This window comes from Aurantiacibacter sp. D1-12, assembly GCF_028858515.1.
Taxonomy (GTDB): domain Bacteria; phylum Pseudomonadota; class Alphaproteobacteria; order Sphingomonadales; family Sphingomonadaceae; genus Alteraurantiacibacter.
Map to the genome: position 1 here is coordinate 523,533 of NZ_JAPJZJ010000001.1, position 17,321 is coordinate 540,853.

The 17,321-nt window shown below is 59.4% G+C and carries 20 protein-coding genes; all 20 read left to right on the forward strand.

All coding sequences use genetic code 11. The features are described from left to right. The first annotated feature begins 44 nt into the window (after positions 1-44). Genes OOZ52_RS02590 through OOZ52_RS02685 form a run of 20 tightly spaced genes read left to right on the forward strand, consistent with a single transcriptional unit; the run spans position 45 to position 17,319 of the window. Positions 45-419, forward strand: a complete 375-nt coding sequence (locus OOZ52_RS02590; RefSeq protein ID WP_274696916.1) for an NADH-quinone oxidoreductase subunit A — start codon at positions 45-47, stop codon at positions 417-419. Then, complete coding sequence (locus tag OOZ52_RS02595; RefSeq protein WP_274696917.1) at positions 416-985, forward strand: NuoB/complex I 20 kDa subunit family protein; 570 nt, start codon at positions 416-418, stop codon at positions 983-985. The genes OOZ52_RS02590 and OOZ52_RS02595 overlap by 4 nt, the downstream gene beginning before the upstream one ends. Further along, complete coding sequence (locus OOZ52_RS02600) at positions 982-1,386, forward strand: VOC family protein (protein ID WP_274696918.1); 405 nt, start codon at positions 982-984, stop codon at positions 1,384-1,386. The genes OOZ52_RS02595 and OOZ52_RS02600 overlap by 4 nt, the downstream gene beginning before the upstream one ends. Beyond that, positions 1,386-2,135 (forward strand): NADH-quinone oxidoreductase subunit C, encoded by a 750-nt coding sequence (locus tag OOZ52_RS02605; protein ID WP_274696919.1) that lies wholly within the window; start codon positions 1,386-1,388, stop codon positions 2,133-2,135. The genes OOZ52_RS02600 and OOZ52_RS02605 overlap by 1 nt, the downstream gene beginning before the upstream one ends. Then, positions 2,132-3,346 carry an NADH-quinone oxidoreductase subunit D gene (locus OOZ52_RS02610; protein WP_274696920.1) on the forward strand — a complete coding sequence of 405 codons (1,215 nt, stop codon included), beginning with the start codon at positions 2,132-2,134 and terminating at the stop codon, positions 3,344-3,346. Before OOZ52_RS02605 ends, OOZ52_RS02610 begins: the two co-directional genes overlap by 4 nt. Before the next feature lie 5 nt (positions 3,347-3,351). Further along, the gene (locus OOZ52_RS02615) at positions 3,352-3,540 is read left to right on the forward strand and encodes a hypothetical protein (RefSeq protein WP_274696921.1); all 189 of its coding nucleotides are present in this window, start codon (positions 3,352-3,354) and stop codon (positions 3,538-3,540) included. Further along, positions 3,530-4,198 (forward strand): complex I 24 kDa subunit family protein, encoded by a 669-nt coding sequence (locus OOZ52_RS02620; RefSeq protein ID WP_274696922.1) that lies wholly within the window; start codon positions 3,530-3,532, stop codon positions 4,196-4,198. Before OOZ52_RS02615 ends, OOZ52_RS02620 begins: the two co-directional genes overlap by 11 nt. Further along, on the forward strand, positions 4,198-4,341 hold the full coding sequence (locus OOZ52_RS02625) for a hypothetical protein (protein ID WP_274696923.1): 144 nt from the start codon (positions 4,198-4,200) through the stop codon (positions 4,339-4,341). Before OOZ52_RS02620 ends, OOZ52_RS02625 begins: the two co-directional genes overlap by 1 nt. After that, positions 4,341-5,633 (forward strand): NADH-quinone oxidoreductase subunit NuoF, encoded by a 1,293-nt coding sequence (gene nuoF / locus OOZ52_RS02630; protein ID WP_274696924.1) that lies wholly within the window; start codon positions 4,341-4,343, stop codon positions 5,631-5,633. Before OOZ52_RS02625 ends, nuoF begins: the two co-directional genes overlap by 1 nt. Further along, positions 5,630-6,379, forward strand: coding sequence for a hypothetical protein (locus OOZ52_RS02635; RefSeq protein WP_274696925.1), 750 nt, complete (start codon positions 5,630-5,632; stop codon positions 6,377-6,379). Before nuoF ends, OOZ52_RS02635 begins: the two co-directional genes overlap by 4 nt. Then, the gene (locus OOZ52_RS02640) at positions 6,376-7,044 is read left to right on the forward strand and encodes a hypothetical protein (protein WP_274696926.1); all 669 of its coding nucleotides are present in this window, start codon (positions 6,376-6,378) and stop codon (positions 7,042-7,044) included. The genes OOZ52_RS02635 and OOZ52_RS02640 overlap by 4 nt, the downstream gene beginning before the upstream one ends. After that, positions 7,044-9,056: an NADH-quinone oxidoreductase subunit NuoG gene (gene nuoG / locus OOZ52_RS02645; protein ID WP_274696927.1), complete on the forward strand. Its 2,013-nt coding sequence runs from the start codon at positions 7,044-7,046 to the stop codon at positions 9,054-9,056. The genes OOZ52_RS02640 and nuoG overlap by 1 nt, the downstream gene beginning before the upstream one ends. Further along, the gene (gene nuoH / locus OOZ52_RS02650; protein WP_274696928.1) at positions 9,053-10,105 is read left to right on the forward strand and encodes an NADH-quinone oxidoreductase subunit NuoH; all 1,053 of its coding nucleotides are present in this window, start codon (positions 9,053-9,055) and stop codon (positions 10,103-10,105) included. Before nuoG ends, nuoH begins: the two co-directional genes overlap by 4 nt. Further along, a complete protein-coding gene (nuoI, locus tag OOZ52_RS02655; protein ID WP_274696929.1) occupies positions 10,102-10,590 on the forward strand; it encodes an NADH-quinone oxidoreductase subunit NuoI in 489 nt (162 codons plus the stop codon). Before nuoH ends, nuoI begins: the two co-directional genes overlap by 4 nt. A 15-nt stretch (positions 10,591-10,605) precedes the next feature. After that, positions 10,606-11,226 (forward strand): NADH-quinone oxidoreductase subunit J, encoded by a 621-nt coding sequence (locus tag OOZ52_RS02660; protein WP_274697220.1) that lies wholly within the window; start codon positions 10,606-10,608, stop codon positions 11,224-11,226. After that, positions 11,223-11,528, forward strand: coding sequence for an NADH-quinone oxidoreductase subunit NuoK (gene nuoK / locus OOZ52_RS02665; RefSeq protein WP_274696930.1), 306 nt, complete (start codon positions 11,223-11,225; stop codon positions 11,526-11,528). The genes OOZ52_RS02660 and nuoK overlap by 4 nt, the downstream gene beginning before the upstream one ends. A gap of 5 nt (positions 11,529-11,533) precedes the next feature. Beyond that, entirely contained in the window at positions 11,534-13,531 is a 1,998-nt protein-coding gene (gene nuoL, locus OOZ52_RS02670) for an NADH-quinone oxidoreductase subunit L (protein WP_274696931.1), read from the forward strand. Then, entirely contained in the window at positions 13,531-15,120 is a 1,590-nt protein-coding gene (locus OOZ52_RS02675; protein ID WP_274697221.1) for an NADH-quinone oxidoreductase subunit M, read from the forward strand. The genes nuoL and OOZ52_RS02675 overlap by 1 nt, the downstream gene beginning before the upstream one ends. Then, the gene (gene nuoN, locus OOZ52_RS02680; protein ID WP_274696932.1) at positions 15,120-16,583 is read left to right on the forward strand and encodes an NADH-quinone oxidoreductase subunit NuoN; all 1,464 of its coding nucleotides are present in this window, start codon (positions 15,120-15,122) and stop codon (positions 16,581-16,583) included. The genes OOZ52_RS02675 and nuoN overlap by 1 nt, the downstream gene beginning before the upstream one ends. A 10-nt stretch (positions 16,584-16,593) precedes the next feature. Then, the gene (locus tag OOZ52_RS02685) at positions 16,594-17,319 is read left to right on the forward strand and encodes a biotin--[acetyl-CoA-carboxylase] ligase (RefSeq protein ID WP_274696933.1); all 726 of its coding nucleotides are present in this window, start codon (positions 16,594-16,596) and stop codon (positions 17,317-17,319) included. Positions 17,320-17,321 lie beyond the last annotated feature (2 nt).

Genomic DNA, 17,321 nt, shown 5'->3' on the forward strand with positions numbered 1-17,321 from the left:
TGCCTAGACGCGCCCACGGAACCTCTAGCTATTACGAGTCCATCTTGGTCGATCTTTCTCAATATCTGCCGATCCTGCTGTTTCTGGCGATCGCACTGGGGCTTTCGGTCCTGTTCGTATTCTTGCCGATGGGCGTTTCCCGCCTCACAGGAATTCACAATCCCGATGCCAACAAGTTGACCGAATACGAGTGCGGCTTCCCCGCCTTCGAAGACGCGCGCAGCCGGTTTGACGTGCGCTTCTATCTCGTCGCGATCAGTTTCATCATCTTCGACCTTGAGGCGGCCTTTCTGTTTCCGTGGGCGGTGAGCCTCGACTCGACAGGCTGGACGGGATGGATCGGCATGATGGTGTTCCTCGGCATCCTTGCCATTGGCCTTGCCTATGAATGGAAGAAGGGAGCTCTGGACTGGGAATGAGCAACTCGACCATCATTACTCCGCCCAATGCTCTCCCTACCGCCGCCCAGGGTGGCGAGGTGAAGCAGCCCGATGCGGACTTTTTCAACGCGCTTCAGACCGAAGTGAATGACAAGGGCTTCCTTGTTACCTCGACCGAAGAGCTGTTCCAGTGGGCCCGCACCGGCTCGCTGTGGTGGATGACCTTCGGCCTCGCGTGCTGCGCGGTGGAGATGATCCACGTCAACATGCCGCGCTATGACATGGAGCGCTTCGGCATCGCCCCGCGCGCCAGCCCGCGCCAGTCGGACGTGATGATTGTTGCTGGGACCCTCTGCAACAAGATGGCCCCTGCGCTGCGCCGCGTTTACGACCAGATGTCCGATCCGAAATACGTGATCTCGATGGGCAGCTGCGCAAATGGCGGTGGTTACTACCACTACAGCTATTCGGTGGTGCGTGGCTGCGATCGCATTGTGCCTGTCGACATCTACATCCCGGGTTGCCCGCCAACTGCTGAAGCGCTGCTCTATGGCGTGATGCAGTTGCAGCGGAAGATCCGCCGTGTGGGGACGATCGAGCGATGAGTCCTGAACCCCGCCAGATTGGTGCGGCCGCTGCTTGTCTACTCGTACGCGATGTGCGTGTGGCAGCGGACTATTATGCTGAGAAGCTCGGTTTCCGAACTCCGCAGTTCTATGGGGAACCGCCGACCTTCGCTATCCCGCAACGCGATGGGCAATCCATCATGCTTGCCCGTGCGAATGAAGGAAACTCAGTTCATGCCAACTCTACCGATTTCGGCATGTTCAGTGCGTATTTCTGGGTTCGCGACGTAGATGCTCTGCATAGCGAGTTCACGGCAAACGGTGCCGACATCGCTCAGGAACCACAGGACCGCGAATACGGCATTCGTGAGATCTATGTGCGCGATGCCGATGGCCACCTGATCTGCTTTGGCAGTGATATTGAGGAGTCGACCCACTAATGGCTGTCCTGCACTCCGCCCCCAAGTTCGCGTCGAATGATGGCGTGATGGATGCGCTGACCAAGGCGCTCGGCAAAATGGTTGTCGAGTGCGTCGAGGCGCATGGCGAGATCATCATCACCGTGAAGCGAGACAGCATCGAGGATGCGTTGCGTCTGCTGCGTGATGAGTATGCCTACCAGCAGCTCGTCGAGATTGCGGGTGTCGATTACCCCGACCGCGCCGAGCGGTTCGAGGTGGTCTACATGCTGCTCAGCCTCACCAAGAATCACCGCGTGATGGTGAAGGTGTCGACCGACGAGGAAACGCCTGTTCCCACCGTCACAACACTGTGGCCGGTTGCCGGTTGGCTCGAACGTGAAGTGTTCGACCTTTACGGTGTGACCTTTGAAGGCAACACCGATTTGCGTCGCATCCTGACCGACTACGGCTTTGAAGGGCATCCTTTCCGCAAGGACTTCCCGCTAACTGGTTACACTGAACTGCGCTATTCCGAAGAGGAAAAGCGCGTTGTTTATGAGCCGGTTGAGCTGGCGCAGGATTTCCGCAGCTTTGACTTCACTTCTCCGTGGGAGGGCGCGGACTACGTGTTGCCGGGCGATGAAAAGGCGGATGTACCGCCGGTCGACAAGCCCAAAGTCACAGAAAGTCCCAAGGATACAGGCGCGGGCAAGAAGACTGAAGAAAAGTCAGAAGAAGGCACCAAAGCCGACCCGCCTGCGATGAAGGATAAGGAGGACGACAAATGAGCGGCCTCGTCAAAGAAGAATCGCCGACCACCGGCGAGTATGAAATCAGTAATTACACGATCAACTTCGGCCCGCAGCACCCTGCGGCGCACGGCGTGCTGCGTATGGTCATGGAGCTGGATGGCGAGATCATCGAGCGGATCGACCCGCACGTCGGCCTGCTGCATCGCGGCACCGAAAAGCTGATCGAGTACAAGACTTACCTGCAGGCGTTGCCGTACTTCGACCGGCTCGATTACTGCTCTCCGCTGGCGCAGGAATACTCTTACGTTCTTGCTATCGAGAAGCTGCTGAACGTCGAGGTGCCAGAGCGTGCGCAGTATCTTCGCGTGCTGTTCGCCGAGCTGACGCGCATCTGCAACCACATGCTCAACATCGGCGCGCACGTGATGGATGTGGGCGCGATGACGCCCAACCTGTGGGTGTTCGAGTTGCGCGAGGACTGCCTTAACTTCTTCGAACGCGCTTCGGGCGCGCGCATGCACTCGGCTTGGTTTCGCCCGGGCGGCGTTCATCAGGACGTGCCGCTGAAGCTGCTGACCGACATTGGCGACTGGGTCGACAACCGTCTGCCCAAGCTGTTCGGCGATGCGATGAGCCTGGTGCAGGACAACCGCATCTTCAAGCAGCGCAACGTCGATATCGCCGTGGTGAGCAAGGAAGACGCGATCAAATGGGGCTTCTCCGGCCCGATGATCCGGGCTGCCGGCATCCCGTGGGATCTGCGCAAGTCGCAGCCGTATGACGTCTATGACCGCATGGATTTTGAAATCCCGGTCGGCACCAATTCGGACTGCTACGACCGCTTCATGGTTCGCTGCGAAGAAGTCTACCAGTCCGCCCGCATCATCAAGCAGTGCTTGGCAGAAATGCCCGAAGGCCCGATTGCGAGCGACAACAAGAAGGTTTCCCCTCCGAAACGCGGCGAGATGAAGCAGTCGATGGAAGCGCTGATCCATCACTTCAAACTCTACACCGAAGGGTTCCACGTCCCTGCGGGCGAAGTCTACGTCGCGACCGAAAGCCCCAAGGGCGAATTCGGCGTGTACCTGGTGGCAGACGGCACCAACAAGCCATACCGCTGCAAGATCCGCCCGACCGCGTTTTCGCACCTGCAGGCAATGGATTTTATGTCCAAAGGCCACATGCTGCCCGACGCAACCGCGATCCTCGGCGCGATTGATGTGGTGTTCGGGGAGTGTGACCGGTAATTGCCATGATCCTCCGCGAACTCTTCACCCTTGTCGCTGCATTCGCCGCCTTCGCATCGGCGGTTGCGGCCTATCTGGCGGTCTTCCACGGGGAAGCACCGCTCAAGGACATTTTCTCGACCGCAGCTGCTGCGGTGATCGGCCTTTACGTGGGCCGCTATTTTGAACGACGGAGACTGGCACATGGCCGGTAGACATATCGCTCCCGATACGCCCGAACTGCGCGAGCGGTGGGATGGCTTTGCCTTCACTGCGGCGAACAAGGCCGCGGCGGACAAGCATATCGCGAAGTATCCAGAAGGTCGGCAAAAGAGCGCTGTCATGCCGCTGCTCGACCTTGCCCAGCGCCAGGTGGGTGAAGAGACCGATACGCAAGGCTGGTTGCCGCTTCCGGTGATCGAATATGTCGCTGAATACCTGAGCATGCCGGTGATCCGCGTGCTCGAAGTCGCAACCTTCTATTTCATGTACAACCTTGTTCCGGTGGGCAAATTCCACGTGCAGGTCTGCGGTACAACACCGTGCATGCTGCGCGGTTCGGACGATATCATCGCCGCCTGCAAGAAGCGCGGGATGGACTTTGGCAAGGTGTCGGAAGACGGCCTCTGGACGCTGACCGAGGTCGAATGCATGGGCAACTGCGCCACCGCGCCGATGGTCCAGATCAATGACGACAACTACGAAGACCTGACCGCCGAACGCCTCGACGCAGTGCTCGATGCGCTGGCTGCGGGCGAGCAGCCCAAGGTCGGCACGCAAGAGCCGGGTCGCCACACCAGTGAACCCGCCAATGCGCTGAGCTCGCTCAAGGAAATGGTCGACGCCAACCACGACTATCGGGGAGACTGGTGATGACCGATCAAATTATTCCGATCGTCATTGCGCTGATCCTCGTCGTGATCGCGTGGAAGGTGCTTAAGGGTATTGTGAAGACGGTGGCACTTGTGGCTATCCTCGCTCTGGCGGCAGTGTTCGTGTTCGGAGGCTTCGCATAATGCTCGCTGACAAGGACCGCATTTTCACTAACGTCTATGGCTTCCAGGATTGGGGCCTGAAGGCTGCGCAGGCGCGCGGCGATTGGGACGATACAAAAAAGCTGATGGAAGTCGGGCAGGACTCCATCATCGAAGAGATCAAGGCATCCGGCCTGCGTGGTCGCGGTGGCGCCGGCTTCCCGACGGGTATGAAGTGGTCCTTCATGCCCAAGGAAAGCAAGGATGGCCGCCCGAGCTTCCTTGTTATCAATGCTGACGAGTCCGAGCCCGGTTCATGCAAGGATCGTGAAATCATTCGCCACGATCCGCACAAGCTGATCGAAGGCGCACTGGTCGCCGGTTTCGCCATGCGGGCGAGGGCGGCCTACATCTACATTCGCGGTGAATATATCCGCGAGGCAGAGGTGCTGCAGAAGGCCATCGACGAAGCCTATGACGCGGGCCTGATCGGCAAGAATGCCGCCGGATCGGGCTACGATTTCGACGTGTTCATGCACCGCGGTGCAGGTGCCTACATCTGCGGTGAAGAGACCGCGATGATCGAGAGCCTCGAAGGCAAGAAGGGTCAGCCGCGTCTCAAGCCGCCGTTCCCGGCAGGTGCAGGCCTCTACGGCTGCCCGACCACGGTGAACAACGTGGAATCGATCGCGGTTGTGCCGACGATCCTGCGTCGCAGTGCCGCATGGTTCGCCAGCTTCGGGCGCGAGAACAACAAGGGCACCAAGCTCTTCCAGATCAGCGGCCACGTGAACAATCCGTGCGTCGTCGAAGAGGCGATGAGCATCACCTTCGAAGAGCTGATCGACAAGCATTGCGGCGGTATTCGTGGCGGGTGGGATAACCTGCTCGCTGTAATTCCGGGCGGTTCCTCGGTTCCGCTGGTTCCGGGCGAACAGATCCGCTCTGCGCACATGGACTTCGACGGGCTGAAAGAACTCGGCTCAGGACTCGGTACCGCAGGCGTCATCGTGATGGACAAGTCTACCGACATCGTCCGCGCGATCAGTCGCCTCAGCTATTTCTACAAGCATGAGAGCTGCGGCCAGTGCACGCCTTGCCGCGAAGGCACAGGCTGGATGTGGCGTGTGATGGAACGCCTCCGCCACGGTGAGAGCAGCAGCGAAGAAATCGACATGCTCTATCAGGTCACCAAACAGGTGGAAGGGCACACGATCTGCGCGCTGGGTGACGCCGCTGCATGGCCGATCCAGGGCCTTCTTCGCCACTTCCGCCCTGAGCTCGAGCGCCGGATTGAAGAGCGTGAAGCCGCGATGCAGGAGGCTGCGGAATGATGCGTACTCTTGCCATCGCCGTCGCTACAGCAATCGGCCTGCTCGCAACTCAGGCCACTGCACAGGACTATCCTGACAACAACTCGGGAATGCAGACCGGCACCCGCTTCCTGCGCGAACCGGAGAATGCCACCGCAGCCGAAGCCCGTTGGATGCAGAAACGCGTGGTCAATTGCGTCTGGAACCGCAACGAGGATGAAGTCCGCGATCTGCTGGCCAACAGCGACTTTTACCAGATCGACTGGGATGCGATCGACATGACGCCTGACAGCGCATTCGATGATCTGGAGGTCACCTATTGCATCGGCCGCCTGATGCGCGGCGCGGCCAACAATGTCTACCAGACCTATATGCGGATACCCTTCTCCACGCTGCGCAATGCGCTGGCGGAAGAGGCCTATCTGGGCGATTTCGACGGTCCTCCGATGATCGCACCCAACCATGTTGTTGACATCTACGCCCGCTTCAATGGTGAGCGCGTACATCCGCAAGTTAGCACGATGGCCGCGATGGCCGATTGCATTGTCTACAATGCGCTGGAAACCTCACACGCGCTGATGCGCGCACGTCCGGGTTCTGATGGTGAGGGAGAAGTCATTGAGCAGCTTGGCCCGGTCGTAGCCGCCTGTGCCAACAGCAGCGAAGACGAACTGTCCGTTCAGAACGGCCTGGTGCGCCAACTCGTTGCCGATGGTTTATGGTCGCGCAGCCATTACGGCTCGAACACCGCGCTGGAGGCCGAATGACCGTCCGCCTCCTCCTTACTACTCTAGTAGTTATGTTGGGCGCTGTGCCGGTACAGGCACAGCTTGCGCCGGGGTACTCCGGCTATTCCAGCGCGCCGCGGCAGGGTGTGGACGAGCTTTATTGGCGTTTCCTCGACCAGGTCGGCCCATGTCTGGCGAACCAGAAGCCTGAAGATTCGGAAGCGTTCATAGATACGGCCATCAGTTCCGAGGCCGAGGAGCAGGCGTTCGACCATTTGTTCAACGTCGGTCGCAATCGCCGCAACAACTGTCTGGGGCGCTTTTCCGGAGTGTACGGGGCGCAACGCGCGCACCTCCGAGCGTCTGTGGCAGAGGGGCTTTTCGAGAAGCTTTCCGACGAAACAATTGAGGCCCTGATTGCTTCGCCTCCGGCAGCCCCGGTGGCAATCGCATCACTGCATGACATAGCCAGTTGCTATGTCGCCAATCACGCGGCAGAGGCACGTGAGCTTTTGCGCCGGACGGACATTGCGACCGAAGGCGAGCTCCAGTTTATCAGCGAACGTGTGGAAGACTTCGGCGCCTGCTTCCCGGCTGATCGGGAGCTTTCACTGGATGCGACAACTATTCGCATGGCGGTTGCAGAGGCGGCGTACCGCGCCGCCACCGGGCGCCCTGTAGCGACGATTGAAGGTAGGGATTAATGCCTAAAGTCACCGTAGACGGTAACGAGATCGAAGTTCCGGACGGCGCGACCGTGCTGCAGGCCTGTGAGCTTGCCGGCAAGGAAATTCCGCGTTTCTGTTACCACGAACGTTTAAGTATCGCCGGTAACTGCCGAATGTGCCTGGTAGAAGTGAAGCCGGGGCCGCCGAAGCCTCAGGCCTCTTGTGCGCTGCCCGCGACCGAAGGGCAGGACATCCGCACGGACAGCCAGATGGTGAAGACCGCGCGCGAAGGCGTGATGGAATTCCTTTTGATCAATCACCCGCTCGATTGCCCGATCTGCGATCAGGGCGGCGAGTGCGACCTGCAGGACCAGGCCATCGCCTATGGCCGTGGTGGCTCGCGCTATGAAGAAAACAAGCGCGCCGTCACCTCCAAGAACATGGGGCCGCTGATCAAGACGATCATGACCCGCTGCATCCACTGCACCCGCTGCGTGCGCTTCTCTGAAGAGATCGCCGGTGTGGACGAAATCGGCGCGCTCTACCGCGGCGAGGACATGCAGATTACCACTTACCTTGAACAGGCGGCCAAGCATGAGCTGTCCGCCAATGTGATCGACCTGTGCCCGGTCGGCGCGCTCACCAGCGGTCCGTATGCCTACGAGAGCCGCCCGTGGGAGCTCAAGAAGACGCTCGGCATCGACGTTTCGGACGCTGTGGGCGCGAATATCCGTATCGACAGCCGTGGCCGCGAAGTGCTGCGCGTGCTCCCGCGCGATAATGACGAGGTCAACGAAGAGTGGATCTCCGACAAGGCGCGTTATCAGGTCGATGGCCTGACCCGTCGCCGCCTCGACAAGGTGTTCCTGCGCAAGCGCGGCAAGCTCGTCGAAGGCAGCTGGGATGAAGCTTTCAAGGCTATCGCCAAAGCCAAACCGGGCAAGAGCATTGCTGCTATTGCTGGCGACATGGTCGATTGCGAAACGATGTTTGCGGCCAAGGCCCTGCTCAAAGCATCGGGCAGCGGCCTGATCGAAAGCCGCCAGACTGGCATGACATACGATTGCAGCAACCTCGCTGCGATCAACTTTAACAGTACGTTCGCGGGGATCGAGGAGGCTGATGCCGTCCTGATTGTTGGCAGCCACGTGCGCTGGGAGGCACCGTTGGTGAACGTGCGCCTGCGCAAGGCGACCAAGCGCGGAGCCAAGATCTTCCTCGTCGGGCCCGAGTGGGAAACCACCTATCCGGCGGAATTCCTCGGCAGCGATCTTTCTGTGCTGGATAATCTGCCTTCGCACGTTGCGGATGCTCTCAAGAATGCCGAGCGTCCTGCCGTGATCATCGGCGGTGCAGGGCTGGCAGGCGGCGCCCATGGTGCGGCACTCAAAATCGCACACGATTTCAACATGGTGAAGGATGGCTGGAACGGCTTCAACGTGCTGCACTTCTCCGCTGCTCGCATGGGCGCGGTGATGCTAGGCTACGCGCAGGAAGGTGGTATCGCCGATCTGGTAGCTGCTAAGCCCAAGGTCGTACTCGCGCTAGGGGCGGACGAGGTGGACTGGAGCCAGTTCGATGGCTCGCTCAAGGTCTATATCGGCCATCACGGTGACAAAGGCGCGCATGCGGCGGATGTGATCCTGCCCGCAGCAGCCTACACCGAGAAGCCCGGCACCTATGTGAACACTGAAGGCCGCGTGCAGATGTCCGACAAGGCGATATTCGCTCCGGGCGATGCCCGCGAAGACTGGACGATCCTGCGCGCGCTCGCCGATGCGCTGGGCGTTTCGGTCGGCTTTGACAGCTTTGACGAACTGCGTGCTGCCATGACGTCAGAAGTACCCGCACTGGGCAACGAAGGCATGATCGCCGATTACGGCGCGCTGCCTGACTCCATCGGAGACGGCTCTTCCAGCGGCGAAATCAAGGGTTATCCGGTGCAGGACTTCTACCTCACCAACCCCATCGCCCGTGCCAGCACGGTGATGCAGCAATGTTCGGCAGAACTGCTCCACAGTGACGAGCTGAAGGAGGCTGCGGAATGACCGAGTTCTTCCAATCCCTCGGCATGACTTACGAGTGGGCGTGGTTTGTCGCGACCATTTCGGGCATCTTGCTGATCGCGCTGCCGGTGATGCTCGCCGTGGCGCTCGTGATCTACATGGATCGCAAGGTGCTCGGCGCTGTGATGATGCGTCGTGGCCCGAATGTGGTCGGCCCGTTCGGCATTCTGCAGAGTTTTGCGGACGGACTGAAGGTCTTCCTGCAGGAAACGATCATTCCGTCGGCCGCCAACAAGGGCATTTTCCTCCTCGCGCCGATCATCACCTTTACCGTGGCGCTGCTGGCCTGGGCGGTGATCCCGTTCGATGCGGGCGTGGTGCTGGCGGACATCAATGTCGGCCTTCTTTACGTTCTCGCGATCAGTTCGCTGGGCGTATACGGCATCACCATGGCGGGCTGGGCGAGTAACTCCAAATACCCGTTCTTCTCCGCGATGCGCGCCGCAGCGCAGATGATTTCGTACGAAGTATCGATCGGCTTCATCCTCGTCTGTGTGCTGCTCTATGCGAATTCGGCCAACCTGTCCGTCATTGTGGAATCGCAGCGCGGACACGGCTTCGGAATGGTCAACGGCTATTTCTTCAACCTGCTGCTGTTCCCGATGTGGGTGGTGTTCTTCATCAGCTCGCTCGCCGAAACGCAGCGCGCTCCGTTCGACCTGACAGAGGCGGAATCGGAACTCGTTGCGGGCTACCAGACAGAATACAGCTCGATGGCCTTCGCACTGTTCTGGCTGGGTGAGTATGCCAACATCCTGCTCATGTGCAGCCTCAACACGCTGCTGTTCTTTGGTGGCTGGCTGCCGCCACTGGACATCCCGATCCTCTACGCGGTGCCGGGCTTCATCTGGTTCCTGCTCAAGACGGTATTCTTCTTCTTCCTGTTCAGCTGGATCTGGGCGACCGTGCCGCGGTACCGCTATGACCAGCTGATGCGCCTTGGCTGGAAGGTCTTCCTGCCGATGAGCCTGCTGTTCGTCGCGCTGACGAGTGGTTGGCTGATGCTTACACGTTACGGAGGTGCGGCATGACCGCCGTTGCTCAATTCGTAAAGTCGTTCACCCTTTGGGAATTTCTGAAGGCGCACGCGCTGACGCTGAAGTATTTCTTCAAGCCGAAGGTGACTCTCAACTATCCGTTCGAGAAGAACCCGCTTTCGTCGCGTTTCCGTGGAGAGCATGCGCTGCGTCGCTATCCCAACGGCGAAGAACGCTGCATCGCCTGCAAGCTGTGCGAGGCCGTGTGCCCCGCGCAGGCCATCACCATCGAGAGCGAACCGCGTGACGACGGCAGCCGTCGCACCACGCGATATGACATCGACATGACCAAGTGCATTTACTGCGGCTTCTGTCAGGAAGCCTGCCCGGTTGATGCGATCGTCGAGGGGCCGAACTTCGAATACGCGACCGAAACGCGCGAAGAGCTGCTCTACGACAAGGCGAAACTTCTGGCGAACGGGGACAAGTGGGAGCGGGCGATTGCCGCGAACCTTGAAGCCGACGCGCCGTATCGATAGGGGCCGCGCGGAATTATCATGCTAGTCTTTGCCTTCTATCTCTTCGCGGTGCTCGTCATTGCCTCTGGCGCGATGGTAATCGTGTCCAAGAACCCGGTGCATTCGGTGCTCTGGCTGATCTGCGCGTTTTTCAACGCCGCCGGCCTGATGGTGCTGGTGGGCGCAGAGTTCCTCGCGATGCTGCTGGTCATTGTTTATGTTGGCGCGGTCGCTGTGTTGTTCCTGTTCGTGGTGATGATGCTCAACATCGATTTCGCCGAGATGCGCGCGGGCTTTATGAAGAATGCGCCGCTTGGGCTTGCCATTGCGATCATCCTTCTGGCCGAACTGGTTCTGGGCATCGGCGCCTATCGTGCGGGCAAGCTGGAATTGGGCACACCGCTTGGTGATGCAGCTCCGGTGGCGGGGGCCAGCAATACCGAGAACATCGGCATGCTGCTCTACAGCGATTACATCTTCCTGTTTGAAGCCGCGGGCATCATCCTGCTGGTCGCGATGATCGGTGCGATTGTGCTGACCCACCGCGAGCGCCGTGCGACGCGCGGTCACCAGAACATCGCCAAGCAGAACGCGCGTCGCCCGGGCGATGCTACCGTCAATGTGAAGCCCGAAGTGGGGCAGGGGGTCGAGCTGTGATCGGTATCGAACACTATGTGGTGGTCAGCTCCATCCTCTTCGTGATGGGCGTGCTGGGCATCTTCCTCAATCGCAAGAACGTGATCGTCATCCTGATGGCGATTGAGCTGATCCTGCTGGCAGTGAACATCAACCTCGTCGCATTCAGCGCCTTCCTTGGCGATCTCACCGGACAGGTCTTTGCCATGTTCGTGCTGACCGTGGCTGCGGCAGAAGCGGCCATCGGGCTTGCCATTCTCGTCGTCTATTTCCGTAACCGCGGCACCATCGCTGTCGACGATGTCAACCGGATGAAGGGATAAGTTCCTTGAGCACCTCTATCCTCATCATCGTTTTCGCGCCGCTGCTGGCTGCCATTATTGCAGGCCTCGGCAACCGCAAGCTGGGCAATACGGTTGCCAAGTCGATCACGACAGGCGGCCTTTTCCTTGCCTGCGCGCTAAGCTGGCCGATCTTTATCGGCTTCCTGACAGGTAGCGAGACTGCCACGGTCGTTCCGGTCATGAAATGGGTCGAAAGCGGCGCCATGAGCTTCGACTGGGCGCTGCGTGTCGATACGCTGACCGCGGTCATGCTGGTGGTGATCACCACCGTATCCGCGCTCGTCCACCTCTACAGCTGGGGATATATGGAGGAAGATCCGGATCAGCCGCGCTTCTTCGCCTACCTCTCGCTGTTCACCTTCGCGATGCTGATGCTGGTGACTGCCGATAACCTCGTGCAGATGTTCTTCGGTTGGGAAGGCGTGGGCCTTGCGAGTTACCTGCTGATCGGTTTCTGGTTCAAGAAACCAAGCGCGAATGCCGCCGCGATCAAGGCCTTTGTGGTCAACCGCGTGGGCGACCTGGGCTTCATGCTCGGTATCTTCGGCACCTTCCTGGTTTTCCAGACGACGAGCATTCCCGAGATCCTCGAGATGGCTCCGGCCATGCAGGGCGCGAGTACGATCGGCTTCCTTGGAATGCAGTTCGACACGCTGACGATCCTGTGCATTCTGCTTTTCGTCGGCGCGATGGGCAAATCTGCACAGCTCGGCTTGCACACTTGGCTGCCCGACGCGATGGAAGGCCCGACGCCGGTTTCCGCGCTGATCCACGCCGCCACCATGGTGACCGCAGGCGTGTTCATGGTCTGCCGCCTGTCGCCGATGTTTGAAGCTGCACCTGCGGCACTGATGTTTGTGACCTTCATCGGCGCTGCCACCTGCATCTTCGCTGCGACTGTCGGTATGACGCAGTGGGACATCAAGCGGGTGATCGCATACTCGACGTGCTCGCAGCTCGGCTACATGTTCTTCGCGGCAGGCGTTGGCGCATATGGCCCTGCGATGTTCCACCTGTTCACGCATGCTTTCTTCAAGGCGCTGCTGTTCCTTGGCGCGGGTGCGGTGATCCATGCCATGCACCACGAACAGGACATGCGCTATTACGGTGGCCTGCGGAAGCACATCCCGCTCACATTCTGGGCTATGATGATGGGTACGCTCGCCATTACCGGTGTTGGTATCTATGATCTGCACGCAGGTTTTGCCGGGTTCTGGTCGAAAGATGCGATCATCGAGGTGGCCTACGCCAAAGGCACCGGCATGGCGATGTTCGCCTTTGCAATGGGTGTTTTTGCCGCACTGCTCACCAGCTTCTACAGCTGGCGCCTGATGTTCCTTACCTTCTGGGGCAAGCCGCGCTGGATCGAGAGCGAGCACATCCAACACAGCGTCCACAAGACGCCCGAAGAAGCTGGCGACGACACCACAGGCGGTTATCATCCACATGAAAGCCCGTGGGTCATGCTTGTGCCGCTTGGCGTGCTGTCGATCGGCGCCGTGTTTGCCGGACAGGTATTCGCACCCTACTTCCTCGACAGTGCTGATTTCTGGGCGGGTTCTATCGCCTACAACGAGCACCTGATGCACGCGATGCACGAGGTTCCGCATCTGGTGAAATACGCGGCCTTTATCGTCATGGTGCTCGGCTTCGTTGGGGCATGGTACGCCTATATCCGCAAGCCTTCGCTGCCGGCGGAAACGGTCAAGCAGCTCGGCCCGATCCATTCATTTGTCTATAACAAGTGGTATTTCGACGAGCTGTATCATTACCTCTTCGTCGTGCCCGCATTCTGGCTGGGCAAGGTGTTCTGGCGGAAGGGTGACGAGGGTACCATTAACCGCTTCGGCCCTGATGGTGCCGCGTGGGTGGTGATGCAGGGCTCTGCCTTCGCCAAGAAAGTTCAATCCGGCTATTTGACGAGTTACGCGCTGATCATGCTTATCGGCCTTGTCGCCGCTGTCACATGGGTGTTGTTCTGATGGGCGGCTTTCCTATCCTTTCGCTGATGCTGGCCGTTCCGCTTGTCGGCGCGATCGCCTGTCTGTTCCTTGATGCTAAACCCGCGCGCCACGTGGCTCTGGCGGCGACGCTGATCAATCTCGGCCTCGGCATCGTACTGTGGATGAACTTCGAGATTGGCGGCGATCAGTGGCAGTTCCAGGAATATCACGAGCTGTTCGCGGGCTTTGCCTATGCGCTGGGCATCGATGGCATCGCGCTGATGCTGATCATGCTGAGCGTATTCCTGATGCCGATCTGCATCGGCGCCAGTTGGGATGCGATCCAGAAGCGCGTGGGCGAATACATGGCCGCCTTCCTGTTCATGGAAGTGCTGATGATCGGCGTTTTCGCCGCGCAGGATCTGTTCCTGTTCTACATCTTCTTCGAAGCGGGCCTGATCCCGATGTACCTGATCATCGGCATCTGGGGCGGGGATAATCGCATCTACGCCAGCTATAAGTTCTTCCTCTACACGCTGCTCGGCTCGGTCCTGATGCTGATCGCGATGTTCTGGATGGTGAACCAGGCGGGCACGACCTACATTCCCGACCTGATGATGACGGATTTCGCAGCCGAGGCGCAGACCTGGCTGTGGCTTGCATTCTTCGCCAGCTTCGCGGTGAAGATGCCGATGTGGCCGGTCCACACCTGGCTTCCCGACGCGCACGTTCAGGCGCCGACAGCAGGCTCGGTCATTCTGGCCGGTGTGCTGCTGAAGCTGGGTGGATACGGTTTCATCCGTTTCAGCCTGCCGATGTTCCCCGATGCCAGCGCACAATTCGTGTGGCTAATCTGGGGCTTCAGCATGGTTGCGGTGGTGGTCACCAGCCTGATCGCGCTCGTCCAGCACGATATGAAGAAGCTGATCGCCTATAGCTCGGTCGCTCACATGGGCATTGTGACCGTTGGCCTGTTCGCGTTCAACGTGCAGGGCCTGGAAGGCGCAATGATGATTATGCTCGGCCACGGCCTCGTGTCGGGCGCGCTGTTCCTTTGCGTAGGCGTGATCTACGATCGCCTGCATACCCGCGAGATTGACCGTTACGGCGGCCTCAGCATCAACATGCCCGCCTATGCGACGCTGTTCCTGCTGTTCACCATGGCGAGTGTCGGTCTGCCGGGTACCAGCAACTTCGTGGGCGAGTTCCTTGCGCTCGCGGGTATCTACCAGATCAACAGCTGGGTCGCCTTCGTCTGTACGACTGGCATCATCCTTGGTGCGGCTTACATGCTCTACCTCTACCGCCGCGTGTGCTTCGGCGAGCAGAAGAACGCCGATGCTGCCGCTATGCCGGACCTTTCGATGCGCGAATACCTGTTGCTCGGCCCGATTGCGGCTGCGGTGCTGTGGATGGGTGTCTATCCTGAAAGCTTCCTAGCGCCGATGCGTGAAGACATTGCCTGGCTCGACCAGCGCCTTGCCGAAGCCGAGCCGGAAAGCGACGCACACCTTACCATGACTGATGCACCAGCTCAGGAAGAAGTTCGTACTATGACGGGTGATGAGATGATGGAGGCCTCTTTGGATGGTCCCCCACCGGCACCTCCTGAAGGGGAGGCGCAATAATGGACCTCATGGCTTCACTCGCAATCATTACGCCCGAAATCATCCTGACGGTTACGGGCCTTCTGTTGCTGCTCGCAGCCGCATGGGGTGGTGACCGCGCCTCCCGCATGATCAGCATCGCCGCAGCTGTTTCGCTCGGCAGTGCCTTCGCTATCGTGGCTCCGCGTGTGTGTGCGGGTGCTGCTGGCATGGACACGATGGCTTTTGGCGACCTTTTCCGCGCTGACGCGTTCGCCGGCCTTGCCAAGTTGATGATCTTTGCAGCTGCCGGTGCGACAATCGTCATCGCGCCGCGCTTCTTTGACCGTGTCGCCAATATGCGCGCCGAATATCCGATCCTTGTGGTGTTCGCTGCGCTGGGCATGAGCATTATGGTCTCGGCGACGAACCTCATGACGCTGTACATCGGGCTCGAGCTGAACTCGCTCGCCGCATATGTCCTTGCGGCATTCCTGCGCGATGACGAGCGGTCTTCCGAGGCCGGTCTTAAATACTTCGTCCTTGGTGCACTGGCATCGGGTATCCTGCTATTCGGTATGAGCCTGGTTTACGGGTTTGCGGGCACGACCAACTTCATCGGGATCGCACAGGCAGTGAAGGGTGATCTCTCGACCGGGATGCTGTTCGGGATGATCTTCATGTTGGCAGGTCTTGCCTTCAAGATCAGCGCCGCGCCGTTCCATATGTGGACGCCCGACGTGTACGAAGGCGCACCGACGCCGACGACAATGTTCTTCGCCAGCGCCCCCAAGGTTGCTGCCGTGGCATTGCTTGCCCGTCTGATGATGGAAGCTTTCGGCACGCAAATCGATGCTTGGCGTCAAGTTGTGATCGCCGCTGCATTGCTGTCGATCATCATCGGTGCACTGGGCGCCATCGGACAGAGTAATGTGAAGCGCCTGCTTGCGTTCTCCTCGATCAACAATGTCGGCTTTATCCTGATCGGCCTTGCAGCTGCGACCGTTGCCGGAATCAGCGCCATGCTGGTCTATCTCGCGATCTACGTTGTGATGACAGTCGGCAGCTTTGTAGCCGTGGCGCTGATGCGTGATGCGGACGGAAATCCGCTCGAAGGCATTTCGGACCTCGCAGGTCTCTCGACCACGCGCCCGGTGCTTGCTGCGGTCATGGCCATGCTGATGTTCAGCCTTGCCGGTATTCCACCGCTGTTCGGCTTCTGGGGCAAGTTCGTAGTGTTCCAGGCCGTGGTGGAGGCAGACATGCTTGCGCTCGCCGCCATCGGTATTGCCGCCAGCGTGATCGGCGCGTTCTACTACATCAAGATCGTCAAGGTGATGTACTTCGATGAGCCTGCGGGCACGGTCACTGGCGAGGGTGACACACCGCACTGGGCACTTCTGGGCATCTGTGCAGTGATCATTTCTCCGCTCGGCTACATCCTCACACCTTGGTTGGGCAATCTGGCAGATATGGCGGCGGCATCGCTGATGCTGCCAGCCTGAGGCGGCGCGCTTGATTGAGATAGTCGAGGAAACCGGTTCCACTAACGCTGACTTGTTGGAACGCCTACGCAAAGGCGAAGATATCCCGGAAGGCTATTGGTTGCTCGCCGAACGCCAGACAGGCGGAAGGGGACGCGGTGGCCGCGGGTGGGAAAGTGCCGCGACTAACCTGCATGCGAGCACGGTTATAAGGTTGCGAAAGCATGATCATCCCGCGCACACGCTATCGCTCACAATCGGGCTTGCGGTTTACGAGCAAGTATGTGGCGCGATGTTTGACTATCATCGGGACAAGGTTGCGCTCAAGTGGCCAAACGATGTGCTGATTGATGGTGCGAAAGCGGCCGGCATTCTCCTTGAGCGGCACGAAGATACTGTGGTTGCGGGGATCGGGATTAATCTGCACAGCGCACCACGAATAGAAGACCGTAAAACGACACACCTGTCTCAATGGAACTCGAAGCACGAGGCCAGTCAGCACCATGCACTAAAGCACTTGGCGCGGTGCGTAGAGAACGAACTCGATCTGTGGCGCAATGAACGCACGGAGCAGGTGATAAACCGGTGGTGCGCTGCCGCACATCCTGTCGGCACCATTCTTTCTGTGCACGATCACGAAGACCATGTGGCAACGGGCGAATTCGCCGGTCTCAACGCTGATGGAGCACTCATCCTCCGTTTGCCCGATGGAGAAACCCGTGTCATTCACGCGGGCGATGTAATGCTGGAGAATTGACG

Coding starts and splice junctions, on each gene's coding strand:
- OOZ52_RS02615 (WP_274696921.1), top strand. CDS start 3,352: ATGATCCTCCGCGAACTCTTCACCCTTGTCGCTGCATTCGCCGCCTTC.
- nuoI (WP_274696929.1), top strand. CDS start 10,102: ATGACCGCCGTTGCTCAATTCGTAAAGTCGTTCACCCTTTGGGAATTT.
- OOZ52_RS02605 (WP_274696919.1), top strand. CDS start 1,386: ATGGCTGTCCTGCACTCCGCCCCCAAGTTCGCGTCGAATGATGGCGTG.
- nuoG (WP_274696927.1), top strand. CDS start 7,044: ATGCCTAAAGTCACCGTAGACGGTAACGAGATCGAAGTTCCGGACGGC.
- OOZ52_RS02640 (WP_274696926.1), top strand. CDS start 6,376: ATGACCGTCCGCCTCCTCCTTACTACTCTAGTAGTTATGTTGGGCGCT.
- OOZ52_RS02595 (WP_274696917.1), top strand. CDS start 416: ATGAGCAACTCGACCATCATTACTCCGCCCAATGCTCTCCCTACCGCC.
- nuoN (WP_274696932.1), top strand. CDS start 15,120: ATGGACCTCATGGCTTCACTCGCAATCATTACGCCCGAAATCATCCTG.
- OOZ52_RS02600 (WP_274696918.1), top strand. CDS start 982: ATGAGTCCTGAACCCCGCCAGATTGGTGCGGCCGCTGCTTGTCTACTC.
- OOZ52_RS02635 (WP_274696925.1), top strand. CDS start 5,630: ATGATGCGTACTCTTGCCATCGCCGTCGCTACAGCAATCGGCCTGCTC.
- OOZ52_RS02610 (WP_274696920.1), top strand. CDS start 2,132: ATGAGCGGCCTCGTCAAAGAAGAATCGCCGACCACCGGCGAGTATGAA.
- OOZ52_RS02625 (WP_274696923.1), top strand. CDS start 4,198: ATGACCGATCAAATTATTCCGATCGTCATTGCGCTGATCCTCGTCGTG.
- OOZ52_RS02620 (WP_274696922.1), top strand. CDS start 3,530: ATGGCCGGTAGACATATCGCTCCCGATACGCCCGAACTGCGCGAGCGG.
- nuoH (WP_274696928.1), top strand. CDS start 9,053: ATGACCGAGTTCTTCCAATCCCTCGGCATGACTTACGAGTGGGCGTGG.
- OOZ52_RS02675 (WP_274697221.1), top strand. CDS start 13,531: ATGGGCGGCTTTCCTATCCTTTCGCTGATGCTGGCCGTTCCGCTTGTC.
- nuoF (WP_274696924.1), top strand. CDS start 4,341: ATGCTCGCTGACAAGGACCGCATTTTCACTAACGTCTATGGCTTCCAG.